The organism is Pseudomonas sp. Pseusp9, assembly GCF_059491265.1.
The window spans coordinates 3,704,573-3,719,055 of sequence record NZ_CP168500.1; the positions used below are offsets into that span (position 1 = coordinate 3,704,573).

The 14,483-nt window shown below is 61.5% G+C and carries 12 protein-coding genes; 6 read left to right on the forward strand and 6 right to left on the reverse strand.

What is annotated here, in order from left to right; translation table 11 throughout:
* Positions 1-290: 290 nt before the first annotated feature.
* Positions 291-1,571 carry a serine/threonine transporter gene (locus ACEN8E_RS16530; RefSeq protein ID WP_495589017.1) on the reverse strand — a complete coding sequence of 427 codons (1,281 nt, stop codon included), beginning with the start codon at positions 1,569-1,571 and terminating at the stop codon, positions 291-293.
* 381 nt (positions 1,572-1,952) lie between these two features.
* On the opposite strand from ACEN8E_RS16530, the gene ACEN8E_RS16535 reads away from it, so the two are divergent.
* The 3 genes from ACEN8E_RS16535 to ACEN8E_RS16545 all read left to right on the forward strand — a co-directional run bounded on the left by ACEN8E_RS16535 (position 1,953) and on the right by ACEN8E_RS16545 (position 4,103).
* Positions 1,953-2,336, forward strand: a complete 384-nt coding sequence (locus tag ACEN8E_RS16535; RefSeq protein WP_495589018.1) for a tautomerase family protein — start codon at positions 1,953-1,955, stop codon at positions 2,334-2,336.
* Positions 2,337-2,365: 29 nt separating this feature from the next.
* Positions 2,366-2,953, forward strand: coding sequence for a TetR/AcrR family transcriptional regulator (locus ACEN8E_RS16540; RefSeq protein WP_495589019.1), 588 nt, complete (start codon positions 2,366-2,368; stop codon positions 2,951-2,953).
* 178 nt (positions 2,954-3,131) lie between these two features.
* Positions 3,132-4,103, forward strand: coding sequence for a 2-hydroxyacid dehydrogenase (locus ACEN8E_RS16545; protein ID WP_495589020.1), 972 nt, complete (start codon positions 3,132-3,134; stop codon positions 4,101-4,103).
* On the opposite strand, the gene tssA is transcribed toward ACEN8E_RS16545, so the two are convergent.
* From tssA to ACEN8E_RS16570, 5 genes are read right to left on the reverse strand one after another with little or no spacing between them, the layout of a single operon-like run.
* Positions 4,100-5,188 carry a type VI secretion system protein TssA gene (gene tssA / locus ACEN8E_RS16550; protein WP_495589021.1) on the reverse strand — a complete coding sequence of 363 codons (1,089 nt, stop codon included), beginning with the start codon at positions 5,186-5,188 and terminating at the stop codon, positions 4,100-4,102. The two genes, ACEN8E_RS16545 and tssA, sit on opposite strands and share 4 nt — an antisense overlap.
* Positions 5,185-9,006, reverse strand: coding sequence for a type VI secretion system protein (locus ACEN8E_RS16555; protein WP_495589022.1), 3,822 nt, complete (start codon positions 9,004-9,006; stop codon positions 5,185-5,187). Before ACEN8E_RS16555 ends, tssA begins: the two co-directional genes overlap by 4 nt.
* Positions 9,003-9,770 (reverse strand): DotU family type IV/VI secretion system protein, encoded by a 768-nt coding sequence (locus ACEN8E_RS16560; protein ID WP_495589023.1) that lies wholly within the window; start codon positions 9,768-9,770, stop codon positions 9,003-9,005. The genes ACEN8E_RS16555 and ACEN8E_RS16560 overlap by 4 nt, the downstream gene beginning before the upstream one ends.
* Before the next feature lie 18 nt (positions 9,771-9,788).
* A complete protein-coding gene (gene tssK, locus ACEN8E_RS16565) occupies positions 9,789-11,120 on the reverse strand; it encodes a type VI secretion system baseplate subunit TssK (protein WP_495589024.1) in 1,332 nt (443 codons plus the stop codon).
* A 54-nt stretch (positions 11,121-11,174) separates the two neighbouring features.
* Entirely contained in the window at positions 11,175-11,624 is a 450-nt protein-coding gene (locus tag ACEN8E_RS16570; RefSeq protein ID WP_495589025.1) for a type VI secretion protein, read from the reverse strand.
* A 226-nt stretch (positions 11,625-11,850) separates the two neighbouring features.
* Between ACEN8E_RS16570 and tssB the strand changes: the two genes are divergently transcribed.
* From tssB to ACEN8E_RS16585, 3 genes are all read left to right on the forward strand, one after another.
* Positions 11,851-12,393, forward strand: a complete 543-nt coding sequence (gene tssB / locus ACEN8E_RS16575) for a type VI secretion system contractile sheath small subunit (protein WP_495589026.1) — start codon at positions 11,851-11,853, stop codon at positions 12,391-12,393.
* A 28-nt stretch (positions 12,394-12,421) separates the two neighbouring features.
* Positions 12,422-13,903 carry a type VI secretion system contractile sheath large subunit gene (tssC, locus tag ACEN8E_RS16580; protein WP_046037251.1) on the forward strand — a complete coding sequence of 494 codons (1,482 nt, stop codon included), beginning with the start codon at positions 12,422-12,424 and terminating at the stop codon, positions 13,901-13,903.
* A gap of 77 nt (positions 13,904-13,980) precedes the next feature.
* On the forward strand, positions 13,981-14,478 hold the full coding sequence (locus tag ACEN8E_RS16585; protein WP_008046674.1) for an Hcp family type VI secretion system effector: 498 nt from the start codon (positions 13,981-13,983) through the stop codon (positions 14,476-14,478).
* Positions 14,479-14,483: the final 5 nt, after the last annotated feature.

A 14,483-nucleotide genomic window follows, 5' to 3' on the forward strand; every position in this document is an offset into this window, starting at 1 on the left:
TCATCGTTGACGTCCATCGCGGGCAAGCCCGCTCCTGCAGAAACTGGTTGGCTATCAGGCCGGTCTGAACTGAAGTGAACGCGTTCCCCTGTAGGAGCGAGCCTGCTCGCGAAAAATCCCGGGGCAACACGGGCACCCAGACACCCCGCGTCATCGTTGACGTCCATCGCGAGCAGGCTCGCTCCTACAGTTGACCGCGAGAAACCGAATGCCCCCCAATATCACCCCAAAAAAAACGGCCAACCCGAAAACCGGATCAGCCGTCATTCACTCACCCAATCAAACAGCAATCACGCACTCAGCGAATACACCAACGCCGAAATCGCCACCAGCCCCACCGCCGTCACGAAGACGTTGGACGCCTGACCGCGATAACGTGCCATCGCCGGCACCTTGCGGATGGCGTACATCGGCATCAGGAACAGGATCGCCGCAATCACCGGACCACCCAGGGTTTCAATCATCCCGAGGATGCTCGGGTTCAACGTAGCGACGATCCAGCACACCACCAGCATGAACGCAGCGGTCATACGGTCCAGGGTCTTGGCGGACGGACGCTTGCCGCTCTTGACGATCAAGCCCTTGAGGCCTTCGCTGGCACCGATGTAGTGCCCCAGGAACGACTTGGAAATGGCCACGAAGGCAATCAACGGCGCCGCAAAGGCGATGGTCGGATTGCTGAAGTGGTTGGCCAGGTACGACAGGATCGACAGGTTCTGCGCCTTGGCTTCAGCCAGTTGCGCAGGCGACAGGGTGAGCACGCAGCTGAAGACGAAGAACAGCACCATCACCACCATCAGCAAATGGGCGCGGGACAGGATCTGCGAACTGCGCTCCTCGGCATGCTCCCCGTAGCGACGCTTCTGGTCCACGGCGAACGCCGAAATGATCGGCGAGTGGTTGAACGAGAACACCATCACCGGAATCGCCAGCCACAAGGTGTGCAGCAACGCCGAAGGCGCTGGCACATCGCTGGCGGTGGCCAGGATGCCGCCGTTCCAGTGGGGAATCAGGTATACCGCCAGGAACAGCAGGGCCACGATGAACGGGTAGACCATCAGGCTCATGGCCTTGACGATCAGTTGCTCACCGCAACGCACCACCGCCAGCAGGCCGAGGATCAGCACCAGCGACAGCACGGCGCGCGGTGGCGGCATGACATGCAGTTGATGCTCGAGGAAACTGCCCACGGTGTTGGTCAGGGCCACGCTGTAGATCAGCAGGATCGGGAAAATGGCGAAGAAATACAGCAAGGTGATCAGAGCGCCGGCCTTGATCCCGAAATGCTCCTCCACCACCTCGGTGATGTCGGCGCCTTCGCGCCCGGACAGCACGAAACGGGTCAGCCCGCGGTGTGCGTAGAAGGTCATCGGGAACGCCAGCAACGCCAGGACCAGCAACGGCCAGAATCCGCCCAGGCCTGCGTTGATCGGCAAAAACAGGGTTCCCGCACCAATCGCCGTGCCAAACAGGCCCAGCATCCAGGTGGTGTCTTGGCGATTCCAGCTCGAAAGTGTCGCGGGTGTTGCTGCTACATAGCGTTTGTTGACGCTATTGGCCTGATCATTCATCCGGTGGGATCTCCACATTCCGGTCACTTGCCACCCGGCCGGGACGCGTCGGAATACCCGACAGGCAGCGCCCTGGCCGAAACAGGGGCGCGATTCTGGAGGATTACTGAACAGAAGCAAAGACTTAGGTGAGGAACGGTGGTACCAGGTTGCACCTCTGCCCCCCCCTACCACTGCAGGAGCGAGCTTGCTCCGGGCGGCGTTCCGACGAGGGTCGTCAACGATAACGCTGGAAACCAGACACCCCGCGGTGCTCTCGGGTTTCTCGCGAGCGAGCTCGCTCCTACAGGGGTCGCAATCAACGCCAGCCGACGATGTGCGCTTGATAAAGGTTAAACGTCATGTATTTTTAACTGACCTGTATCTTTCCGGAGTCTTCCCATGCCACTGGTTCGCGTCGACATCAAAAAACATCAGGACCCCACCCACGCCAAACGCATCGGCCAATTGATCTACGCCGCCATGCGCAGCACCATCGGTGTGCCCGAGAACGACAATTTCCAGATCCTCGCCGAACACGATGAGCAGCATTTCATCTTTGATCCCGGTTATCTGGGCATCAACCGCACGGACCAGTTGGTGGTGATCCAGATCACCATGAGCGAGGGGCGAACCGTTGAGCAGAAAAAACTCCTCTACAAGACCATCGCCGAAAGCCTTCATGCAGAACTGGCCGTACGCCTGGAGGATATTTTCATCAATCTGGTGGAAGTGAAAAAAGAAAACTGGTCGTTCGGCAACGGGATTGCCCAATACGCCCTCTGATGTTCAACCTGCAGACCCGAGAGTGCCCCATGCCCCGAGTTTCCCGCAAACAAGCCGACCTCAACCGCGAGATCATAGTCGATGCCGCTACACGGCTGTTTCGCGAGCGCGGATTGCACGGGATCAGTGTGGTCGATGTGATGGCCGCCGCCGGCCTGACCCACGGCGGCTTCTACGGGCACTTCGAATCCAGGGACGCCCTGGCACAAGAGGCCAGCGGCCGAGCCTTCGAGCAAGCCGCACAACGCTGGCAAGCGCGGGTGGCCGAGCATGACAGCAAGGACGCCGCCCGGCGCGCCGTGGTCGAACCGTACCTGTCCAGAGAAAGCCGGGACAATCCGGGCGAAAGCTGCCCGGTGGTGGCCTTTGCCGGGGACATGTGCCACGAGGCCGCCGAGAGCGGTTTGCGTCAGACTTATATGCAGGGTCTGAACAACCTGCTCGACTCCCTCGGCTCGTTGTTGGACACAGAGGACGAAGCTGGCAATCGGCAGCAGGCACTGGTGCAGTTTTCGTTGATGTTCGGCGCGCTGATGCTGTCCCGGGCCACCCGCGGTGACCCGCTGTCCGATGAAATTCTCGAGGCTGCCCGGGCCGCTCTCGCGTCGTCGAAGTAAAGCGACCTCAACCCACGCAACAAAACAATCGCCAGCCTCGCCTACCACCACATCGCGCTGCCCGCCAGCGCGCAGGCGCTGTCGCTGGCTGCGATCACTGGTGGTTGCCAAGCTATCCTTAAATCAGCAATCTCAAGCGATGTTCGAGCCGATTTTCGATGCCCACAGGGAGCCAAGCATGCCTGTAACCGTTCTGGTACTGGTTGAAACCATCAATGATTACCTGCCCATCCTGGAACATCAGGGCTTCCACCTGATTCTGGCCCCGACGCCCGCCGAGCGCGCCGAAGCCATCGCCCGGCATGCCGGGCAGATCGATGCCGTCCTCACCCGTGGCCCATTGGGGCTGTATGCCGATGAAATCGCCGCGCTGCCCAACCTCAAGATCATCTGCGTGATCGGCGCCGGCTATGAACACGTCGACCTGCAGGCCGCCGCCGACCGGGGCATCACCGTCACCAATGGCGCCGGGGTCAACGCCTCGTCTGTCGCCGACCATGCCATGGCACTGCTGCTGGCGCTGGTACGCGACGTGCCGCGCTGTGATGCCGCCGTACGGCGCGGCGAATGGCCGAAGATCATGCGCCCTTCCCTCGCCGGCAAACGCCTGGGCATCCTTGGCCTCGGCGCAGTCGGCATGGCCATCGCCAAACGCGCCGGCGCCGGTTTCGACATGAGCATCAGCTACCACAACCGCCAGCATCGCAGCGATGTGCCCTACACGTTCTGCTCGACCCCGACCGAACTGGCGCGCGCCTCGGACTTCCTGATGGTCGCCACACCCGGCGGTCTGGGCACCAAGCATCTGGTCAATCGCCAGGTGCTCGACGCGTTGGGTCCCAAGGGATTTATCGTCAACATCGCCCGGGCCAGCGTGATTGCCACCGCCGATCTGATCACTGCCCTGGAGCAACGCCGCATCGCTGGCGCCGCGCTGGATGTGTTCGACGCCGAACCGAAGGTGCCGGATGCGCTCAAGACTCTGAGCAACGTGATCCTCACACCCCATGTCGCCGGGTTGTCCCCGGAAGCCACCCAGGGCACCGTCGAACTGGTGGGCAAGAACCTGATGGCATTCTTCTCCCGGCAACCGGTGCTGACGCCGATTGCCTTGCCCATGCCGACCACGCCTTACTCGGTCACCGATTAAAGGACGCCCAACAGCGTCCAGAGCCGACGGGATTCGGCATCCGCCGAGATCAGTTCGCCCAACAGTTCACTCAGCGGCTTGTTGCCCCACTCCACCCCTCTGCGAATCAAATAAGGGACGGGGCTGTGGGGTTCGGTACGCGTCAGGTACTCGGCAATCAACAGTAATTGCCGATAGGCCTCGTCGCGACTCTCCGGCTCGCGAAACACCTGAGGTGTGGATGGCATTGGCACCAGCTCGGCCGATCCTGACGCCGCCAGAGTTGGCGACTCGATTGGTACCCCGGTCAACGGTCGTGGCTGCATGGCGATGAACTCCTGAACCAGTGTCAACAACGCTTCGATCACCTCCTGCAGGCCCTTGAAGCCCGGCGCCTGAGCACCGAGGTAAGCATCACTCCAGGCTTCCAGCCGTTGCAGGTGTTGCAGGCTCGCCAGCAGACGCTCCTGACGGTGCAGCCAGTGGGACAGAGGCGTGGCGCGGATCAGCTCGGTGAGTTTTTTCTGTTCGCCGCGCGCTGTTTCCGCCGCGGTTTTTGCCGCTTTGCTGTCATTGACCAGTACCTGTTGCAGCTGTAATCGCCGCCACGCGTCCAGACAGTAACCTTCGAACTCACCGTTACGCGGATCGAGCAACGGCACCCGCGTCAGCAACACTTCGCTGTAGCGCCGCACCAGCCACTCCAGGGGTATGACCCGCCATGACTGGTCACCGTCTTCGGCCCGGGGATGAAGCTGCTCGGGGTAGCGTTCGCATAAGCCCGCGACCAGTGCCAGGCTGCCCGGCAACCCGTCCAGCCCGTCCTGATGCAACCAGGCCTCGCCGAGCCAGGCGCACACCATCAGATCCTTGCTGCGTTCGAGCAACAGCGTGGTGGCCAGCTTCTCCAGTTCGGGCCATTGCGCGCGCTTGATCGACGACTGCCAGACCCCCGTTGGCAGGCTGGTGTCGTCTTCCCGGCGCAGTTCACGCGCCTGGTCGAACTCACGCTCGTAACGCAAATCCTCGCCACAGGGTGCCTGTTCGCTGATCGGTTCGAGGAGCCGGGCAATCAGCTCCGGCAACGCCGGTGTAGTCGGGTTCACAAGCCCTCCTCCTGAGTCATGACCGTCGCAGACGCGGTCACCCTGGTTTGCATGAACGGTGAACGCGGAGCCCGGGTGGGCAGCGGCGCAATGGACAACGGCAGTTTCGAACCCTGGCTCATCAACGACAGGCGCACGAACATCTGTGTCTGCCCGGCCGTGCTGGTCTGTGCCGTCACCGGCAAGCGCAATGTCAGCGGAAAATCGGTGAAGTCCATGTTCGGCTGGCGCTGCACCGACTGGTGCGAACGGATCAGGCGCAGCAACGACCACGGGCCGCCGTACTCCCAACCGGCTTCGAAGTCACGCACCATCAGGTTGGGCTGCAACGGATCATTGGCCGGGCGTTGCGAGCCGTTTCTGGCCCAGCGCAAGGTCAGTCGGACCGGTTGGCCGACCATCCAGCGCAGGTTCGGCTGTGGCTCGCCGGGGTAACTGATTTGTTGATTTCCGGCATTCAAACCCCAGGCAATCACTTGGTCGGCGCCGCGCTCCTCCTCGCGATCAGTGCGCCAGCGCACGTCCATTTCAACGCCGAGGATGCCGCTCTTGTCCCGCACAAACAGCGGACCCAGCCAGGTGCTGGCCAGTTTCAAACGGTTGAGGAAATCCTCGGCAGCCAGACGTTCCGGCGTCTGGCTGAGTTGCAGCCCGGCCTGCGCCACGGGCAATCGTTTGTCGATCAGATCGAGGAAGTGCTGAACCCTAGCCGGGTCGGCGTCGGTCGCCTGCACGCCATTGGCAAACGGGAAGCGCTCGGCCAGGTATTGATTGAAATAGCCGGCCAGGTCGTTCCATGCCGCCGCTGCCTGTTGCTGCTGCAAGAGCTGACAGCGTTGCATCGCGCTCTGTTGCAGATCCAGGGCACGCAGGGCCAACGTCCCGCGCCCGCCCGACAAGCTGGCTGTCTGCAAAATCTGGCCGCAGGACGTGGCATCCATTTCAATGAAATCGCGGCTCACCAACTGCTCGATCTGGGCCGGCGAACTGGCGGGGTTCTGATCCTTGTACTTGAGCAGTTCATCGTTGAGCGCGCTGAATTGCATGACGCGCTCGTAATCCAGCGCCGAGAGATTCTGTTGCTGGGTCTTCAACCACTCCAGCGCCGAGGTGCGCCGTTCGGTGATGCCAAGCATGGTGTTGAATTGCTGCTTTAGGCTCAGCTTCAAATCCTGCACATCAATGGCGCCGAACAGTTGCAGGCCAAGGTTTTTCGAGCCGTCCCACTGACTGATCTCACTGCGCCCGCTGAACAACGGCTGCGCGGTAATTTCATCCAGACCGCTGGCCACCTGGGCTATGGCGCGGCGATTCAGCGCGTTTTGCACACGCATGGCCAAATCACTGCGATGCACCTCGACGAAGGCTTTTTGCAAGGCCACGGCCTGCGGCGCCAGCACGTTGAACATACCGTCGGCCCGGGGTTGGTCATTCTGATCCTTGAGACTCAACCACATGGCCTGGGCCGCCGCCCCCTCTGCTGCCTGAAGCACCGCATCGCGGTACGCCGGCGGAATGCGCGGCAGCTCCTCGGCGGCATAACTCTTGTAGCTGGCAAAATAGTTCAGCGCCGTACTCAGATCATCGCCATCGACGTTCTGCCCCTGAACGGCACCGGCAGCCTGATCCGCACGCAAGGCGATGGCCACGAAATCGCGTTTGAACAGGGCCTGCACCGCGTTGTTCAATTGGATGACGTGCACTTGCAAGGTCAGTTGCCCGCTGCCCTGCTGAACCAGCAAGTTGCCCCGCGCCCCCGCCTGGGCGATCCATTGATCACGAAAGCTTTGCTGCAACCTGGACGCCTGCTGATCCAACTGTTGCTCGACCTGCGCACCGAGCAGACTGCTCTGGCGCACCTTGTCCATCATCTCGCGATAACCTGGCACCAGGTCCTGGCCCTTGCCGCGACTCCAGGCCGAATTGGTCAGCCCGATCAGCGCTTGCAGATCGTCGATCAGTGCGCGCAAGTCTTCGAGTTCCGCCAGGGAATTGCCGCTGCCGGCCTCCAGCCGCTCCAGATGCAGCTTGAGATAACCCGCCTGGCGGACGAAGTTGTCGGCTAGAAAGTACTGGTCAAGCCAACGCTCCATGAGCCCGGAAAAGTTCTCCTCGATGACCGCACGTTCCATGGCCAGGTCCAGCGGCTTCAAGTCACCGCCATTGGCATCGAGCAACACCCGGTTGTAAAAGCCTGCACGGTGCAACGTACCGGCATTGAGGTTCAGCGACAGGGCGTTATTGCTCAGCAACGCCAGATCTTCGAGCGGCGCCTTGGGGTTGTTCAGCGCTTGATTGAACCATTGATTCTGTTGTTCGAGACGCACCGCACGCTCCACCAGGTCCTTGGCCTTGACGTAGTTCTGCCATTGGGCCGGATCTTCGCTTTCGACGTTGCCACGTCGCTCGGTGTTGCGAATGGCCTTGAGCTGCACCAGTTCCGCCTTCAGCAAATCATGCAGCGGTTCCAGCATGTGGCTCTGGGCAGTCAAGCGCAGTTGATCCTCCAATTGCCTGTCCAGCGACGAGAACCAGGAGGTGGGAAACACCACCGAGGTGAAGCTCCAGCGCGGAGCCTTTTCCAGGACCCGCCAGAACCCCTGGACGTTGCGCCGGGTCGACTCCTGCCGATGCGACTCATCGGTGACCGCAACGTAATTCTTCTGTGCGCCTTGCAGCAGACGCGACAGTTCATGAGCATCCTTGACCGAGTCCTGCCAGACCCAGAGCATGCTGGCGGCCCAGACCACGCCGACCACCAGGGCCACCACACCGGTCAGTCGCTGCCAGCGCTGACGCAGACGCAGCAAGCGTGGCACCACCTGGGCCAGACCACGCTCGGCAACCACCCGGCGCTGCCACAATCGCCGGGCAAAGGCACTCTGTTGCAACCCCTCGTCATGGGCCGAGAGCTCATCGGCAGCGTCTTGCGAAGGCTGGCTGGCGGTCAGATACAGCCCACGAAAACGTGGCGCCTCGCCTTGGGCATTGCCCTGGAATACCGGTTCGAGCACGGTTTGCAGATGGCGCCTCAAGGCTTCGAATTGTTCCGGCAATCCAAACAGCTCGCCCTTGAGATGGCCAGACAACGCGCCGATTTCAATGATCGACTCCGACAAGGCCCGACTCACCTGGTCCAGTGCCTGATCACTCCATTGCGCCTGCCAGACCGCTTCCGGGCCAAAGGGTGAAGACCAGCCCAATGTGCGTTCGCGGGCTTCGACCGGGAGCGCCGAGATCAGATCCTGAAAACCCGGCAGCTCTTCCATGCCGGTAATGACCACGTACACCGGCAGGCTCAGGCCAAACCGCTGCAACAGATCGATGAAGCGCCGGCGCGCCGCCAGACCGAGGTTCGCGGCCTGTTCGGCATTACCCAGGCAACTGACCGGCACCGTCCAGATCACCCCGTCCAGTGGCCGTTTGCTGCGCAAGCGCAGGATCAAGCCCAACAAGCGCCACCAGCCGCCGCGTTGAAGACTCATGCCTTCATCAGGCAGGAACAACGCCTGTGGCACCACCAGCACCGCGCCTTCGGGGTCCGACCACCAGCGCCCGAACCAGGCCGGTTTATCCGTTGGTTGCAAACGCCATTGGCTGCACAACCGGGTACCCTGGGTTTCGTCGCCGAGCATCAGTAACCACGGAATCTGGTAACGGTCCTGAGCGCCTTGCTCCTGTTCCATATGGCGGACCGCGTTATAAAAACTGCGGATCGCCGCCCCGCTCTGGGTGCGCAACCACCACACCGCCACCACGATGACCGCCAGCACCACCAACACGACGATGACCAGGCCCACGATCCCGAGCGTGCTCATGTGTCTTGCTCCGAGGTGGCAACCGGGTCGGTCATCTGCAACACCGGGTCGAGCTCCTGGCGAATGTCACGCCAGAAGAACTGCCCCAGCCCGGTCAGAATCATGACCATGGCGAGAATGACCAGGCCAAGGCGAAAGCCATCCGGCAACGACTGCCGCACCGGCAACTGCACCGCAGGCACCGCCGACGGCTGCGCGAGCCGGTCACTGACATCGGCATACTCCGCATCGTGCTGCCAGGCAAACGTGAACAGCGCCAGGCGCAGTTTTTCATGCTGGGCCTGACTTTGCTCGCCGCGCAGCCGTCCTTCAAAACCCAACACCAGGCATTGCAGATAGACATTGGCGAGGTCGCGGGTGGCGGGAATCTGCTCGTCCAGCAACGTCTTGATCGCCGCTGGCAGTTTTTCACCGGCCTGACGGCTGGCGTACATCCGCGATTCCAGCGGTTGTTCCTGCCAGGCGGACTGGCCCGGCCACGACGTGAACAACAGCGTTTCATCGATCAATGCGACAAAGGCATAGACCAGTGCCTTGACCTGATCGGTCGCAGCTTCACCAACCCGGGCGAAAGCCGTGCGCCACAGACGCTGGGAAATTTGCGTCGACAGGTCGACTACCGCTTCCACCAGCGCATCGTCGTCGCTGTCCCTGGGCAACTGATTCCATTCCCGGGACCATTGCAACCAGGCTTCGCGAAATGCACTGCTCAACGGTGCTTCGCGCAAGCCCCGTGTACCCGTCCCGGCATGCCCCTCGAACATACGACGCCCCTTCCCTGATCAGGCACTGTCACCGGCCTGGGCCACAAACAACACCACTTGCCATGGGCTGCTCGCCGGCTTGGCGGCCGGCGCGACAATCAGCAACGGCAATTGCCCGTCGAACCATTGACCATCGGCCGTCACCACAAACAGCCGCGTGTCATCGCCGACGCTGTAGGCCACTTGTTCGTTACGGCTCATCGCCTGATGGGGCAAACCGCTCATGCGCTGGCGACTGAGCAATGGCACATGCGGCGCCGAAGCGATGATCGCGCCGCTCAGCCATTCGCTGGCAGCCTGTTCGCTGCTGCCGTTGGGCATGCGCAAACCGATCACCAGACGCTGGCTCGGCTGATCGTCCGGCAGTTGAATCGAAAAGCTCTGCTCGCTGCGTTCGAACGGCAGGCTGCGATAGCCGGCGCGGATCAACTCGAGGGTTCTTTCGAGCCAGTCCAGGACCGGTTCATAACCGCGCTGCAGTTCCAGAAAATCCAGTGGGGCGAACGGAGGAACCCCGGCCAAAGGATCCAGCGCGGACCAGGCACCGGCCAGCCCGAGCAACAAACCGTGCAATGCCTGCGGGGTGGCCACTCGGCTGTTCAGCGTACCCTCGACCTCCGGCAGACGCGCCCAAAGCGCCGTCAGTTGTCGACGGATTTCCAGCACATCGTCTTGATTGCCAGCCTGTTGCGCCTGGCGCAGGCGGCCGGCCAGGAACATGCATTTCTCCCGCGTTCTGGCACACAGCCCGGCCACCCGGCGACCCAACCCCGACTCGGGCAGCAGGCACGGCGTGGGTGGCGTGTAGGGCAACGAAAGGAAACCACCACCCTCCTTGCGGATTTTCAGCAGTGGCAAACAGACGGAATCGGCCTTGTTCAGTTGCGTGCACAACCGCGGATTCGGACGCCACACCGTGATCGACTCGGGGTACTCACCGCTGGTCAAATCCGGCAGCGCATCACCGATCACCGATTGCAGCCGTCCCTTGAGCGGCAACAACTGACCGGCACGCCATAACGGGCTGACGGCCAGATACACCGTGACCGTGGCGTTTTCCGAAGCATTGGCCGCTTCGCTGACATCGAGTTCCAGCGCCGGCCCGACACCCGCTTGCAGATTGACTGGCAAACCGTCCGGCAGCGTCGCTTGCAGATCGAGCAACCGCACCAGCCCGGCACTCAATGCGCCGGGGTCGAATTCGATCCGGCTCACGCCCCAGAACCAGGGATTGCAGGCCTGGGCAAAATGCGTCACCAACGCCTCGGCTCGCAGCCCCTGCAACTGAAAATGCTGGGGCAGCAATTGCATGCCCTCGTGCCAGCAAACCGCGTCAGGTAACAGGCTCATACGACTCCCTTCGACGTCTACGTCGCCGCGCAATCCAGCGGCCTGGCAATGTGTTCACTGCGGAGTATTGCTGACCAGCGTCATCTCGCGACTGTCGAACTTGAGCCAGGCATCGCTCTGGTCATCCAGCCGTAACCGGTGTGCTCCGGGTGTGTTATAGCTGGCGAAGACCAAAAGTCCAGTCGCCCGCTTGCCCCCCAGCGGGAAGGGTTGTTTGTCGATGAACTGACCGGGCACCAGCTCCAGCCCCCATACCGTCATCAGTTGCCGGTAGTCGCGCAGGTATTGATCGCGCTCGGCGAACCACTGCCGCGCCGTGATGCCCGACAACTGCTTGAGCAGATCCGGATCATTCACGGCGATGAAATCCACGGCAATCGGAGTGTCGTCGTTGGCCTTCGGGGCGACGTCCAGGGTCAGGTTGTCAAGGTCCACCCGTGGCCCGAAAAACGAGCACCCGGCGAGGGTCAGGAACAAGGCGAAAGCAAAAAAACGTGCAATCAAAATGAATTGTCCTTTTCTCGGGTCGGTCCAAAATTGTTTTCGCTTGCTTTTTTATAGACGTGTTCTAGCGTCTTGGATAGTTCGGCCCCCCATGCCGAATGTGGAAGGTTTGTCAAAGGAACGACAGGTCCATCTGCCACCCTTTCTAACCTACGGTCCAGCAAGGGAAAGCGATGAACGGGCCTCCCGATGCATTGCGCCCGCTCATGCATCGGAGTCAGCCAACATGGCAGAAAGTACTCAGCACAAGCTCGACAGGGTCCGCCCGCCCAGGGTGCAAATCACCTACGACGTCGAAATCGGCAACGCCATCGAGAAAAAAGAATTACCGCTGGTCGTCGGAATTCTCGCCGACCTGTCCGGTAAACCGCTCGAGCCGCTTCCCAAGCTCAATGAGCGACGCTTCACCGAGATCGACCGCGACAACTTCAACGATGTGCTCGCCTCGATTGCGCCTCGCGCCACCTTGCAGGTCACCAACACCCTCACTGGCGATGACAGCAAGCTCAACATCGAACTCAACTTCAAACACATCGACGACTTCGACCCGGTTAAGGTCGTCGAACAAGTGACCCCGCTGCGGCGCCTGTTCGAAGCGCGTCAGCGCCTGCGCGACCTGCTGACCAAGCTCGACGGTAACGATGACCTGGACAAACTGCTGCGCGACGTCATCGCCAACACCGAAGGCCTGCAAGAGATCAAGTCTGCCCGTCCGGACACCGCCGCCCCCGCAGGCGACAGCGAAGCACCGGCCGAACCGCAAGCCTGATCACTCATTCACTTAGGGAGACGTCGCCATGCCTGCTTCAGCCAGCGCCAACACCAGTGAAAGCACCACGCAAAGCCTGTCCCTGCTTGACCGCATCATCGCCGAAGGCCGCATGGCCCATGACGATAGCCAGCAGGACTATGCCCGCGACATGCTCGCGGAGTTCGCCACCCAGGTTCTCGACGAAGGCATGGCCATCGACAAGGACACCGTGGCGATGATCAACGACCGCATCAGCCAGATCGATCAGTTGATCAGCGCGCAACTCAACGAGGTGTTGCACCACCCCGAGCTGCAGAAAATCGAAGCCTCCTGGCGCGGCCTGCACCTGTTGGTGCAAAACACCGAAACCAGTTCCCGGTTGAAATTGCGCCTGCTCAATGTCACCCAGAAAGAGCTGCAGAACGATCTGGAAAAGGCCGTCGAGTTCGACCAGAGCGCGCTGTTCAAAAAGATCTACGAAGAGGAATACGGCACCTTCGGTGGCCACCCGTTCAGCCTGCTCGTCGGTGACTACACCTTCGGCCGGCACCCGCAGGACATCGGCCTGCTGGAAAAACTGTCGAACGTCGCCGCCGCTGCCCACGCCCCGTTCATTGCCGCCGCCAGCCCGCGGTTGTTCGACATGAACAGCTTCACCGAACTGGCCGTGCCGCGTGACCTGTCGAAAGTGTTCGAAAGCCAGGAACTGATCAAGTGGCGCTCGTTCCGCGAAAGCGAAGACTCGCGCTACGTATCGCTGGTGCTGCCGCATTTCCTGCTGCGCTTGCCTTACGGTCCGGACACCTCGCCGGTGGAAGGCATCAATTACGTCGAGGACGTCAACGGCAGCGACCACGGCAAATACCTGTGGGGCAACGCCGCCTGGGCCTTGTCGCAGCGCATCACCGAAGCCTTCGCCAAATACGGTTGGTGCGCGGCGATTCGCGGGGCTGAAGGCGGCGGCGCGGTCGAAGGCTTGCCGGCCCACACCTTCCGCACCACCTCCGGCGACCTGTCGCTCAAGTGCCCGACCGAAGTGGCCATCACCGACCGTCGGGAAAAAGAGCTCAACGACCTGGGGTTCATCGCCCTGTGCCACAAGAAAAACAGCGACGTGGCGGTGTTCTTCGGCGGCCAGACCACCAACAAGTCCAAGCTCTACAACACCAACGAGGCCAACGCCAATGCGCGGATCTCGGCCATGTTGCCGTACGTGCTCGCGGCCTCGCGTTTCGCGCATTACCTGAAGGTGATCATGCGCGACAAGGTCGGCAGTTTCATGACCCGCGACAACGTGCAGACCTACCTCAACAACTGGATCGCCGACTACGTGCTGATCAACGACAACGCGCCGCAAGAGATCAAGGCGCAGTACCCGTTGCGCGAAGCCCGGGTCGATGTGACGGAAGTCGCGGGGAAACCGGGCGCCTACAAGGCCACGGTATTCCTGCGGCCACACTTCCAGCTTGAAGAGCTGACCGCCTCGATCCGCCTGGTGGCCACCCTGCCGCCACCGGTAGCCGCCTGACCTGCACCGCTCCCGTCGGCCAGCCCGACGGGAGTTCCCTGTTTATCTAGCGCGATATCCTTCAGGAGTTTCATGCGATGGATGCAATCATTCTCGACCTCGGCGGCGACATCAAAGGCGACAGTCTGCTCGAGGGCTACAAGGACAAGATCGAAGTCATGTCCTACAGCCACAACGTGGCCATGCAGGTGACCAACGACGTCAGCAACTCGGAACGGACCTCCGGCAAGCCGCACATCGGCGAGTTCACGCTGACCAAATTCGTCGACAGCTCCACTCCGTCCCTCAATGAATACTGCTGTGCCGGCAAACCGATCCCGGAAGCCAAAGTCATCATCGGCCGCAACGCCGCCGAAGGCAGCGGTCAGTTAATGCCGTTCATCATCTACACCCTGACCAACGTGGTGCTGTCCAACGTCAGCGTCAGCGGCGGTACGGGTGGCAAGCCAGTGGAAACCCTGTCGCTGAACTTCACCAAGATCAAATGGGAGCTGACTGCGCAGAAAGACGATGGCACCAAGGAAGGCACGGCCGCCTCGACCTGGGACATGGCCGCCAACAAGCTCGTCAAGTAAGCGGG

What these genes read in the sequence shown, in the direction of transcription:
- ACEN8E_RS16530 (WP_495589017.1), bottom strand. Translation starts at nt 1,571, where the DNA reads ATGAATGATCAGGCCAATAGCGTCAACAAACGCTATGTAGCAGCAACA.
- ACEN8E_RS16535 (WP_495589018.1), top strand. Translation starts at nt 1,953, where the DNA reads ATGCCACTGGTTCGCGTCGACATCAAAAAACATCAGGACCCCACCCAC.
- ACEN8E_RS16540 (WP_495589019.1), top strand. Translation starts at nt 2,366, where the DNA reads ATGCCCCGAGTTTCCCGCAAACAAGCCGACCTCAACCGCGAGATCATA.
- ACEN8E_RS16545 (WP_495589020.1), top strand. Translation starts at nt 3,132, where the DNA reads ATGCCTGTAACCGTTCTGGTACTGGTTGAAACCATCAATGATTACCTG.
- ACEN8E_RS16555 (WP_495589022.1), bottom strand. Translation starts at nt 9,006, where the DNA reads ATGAGCACGCTCGGGATCGTGGGCCTGGTCATCGTCGTGTTGGTGGTG.
- ACEN8E_RS16560 (WP_495589023.1), bottom strand. Translation starts at nt 9,770, where the DNA reads ATGTTCGAGGGGCATGCCGGGACGGGTACACGGGGCTTGCGCGAAGCA.
- tssK (WP_495589024.1), bottom strand. Translation starts at nt 11,120, where the DNA reads ATGAGCCTGTTACCTGACGCGGTTTGCTGGCACGAGGGCATGCAATTG.
- tssB (WP_495589026.1), top strand. Translation starts at nt 11,851, where the DNA reads ATGGCAGAAAGTACTCAGCACAAGCTCGACAGGGTCCGCCCGCCCAGG.
- tssC (WP_046037251.1), top strand. Translation starts at nt 12,422, where the DNA reads ATGCCTGCTTCAGCCAGCGCCAACACCAGTGAAAGCACCACGCAAAGC.
- ACEN8E_RS16585 (WP_008046674.1), top strand. Translation starts at nt 13,981, where the DNA reads ATGGATGCAATCATTCTCGACCTCGGCGGCGACATCAAAGGCGACAGT.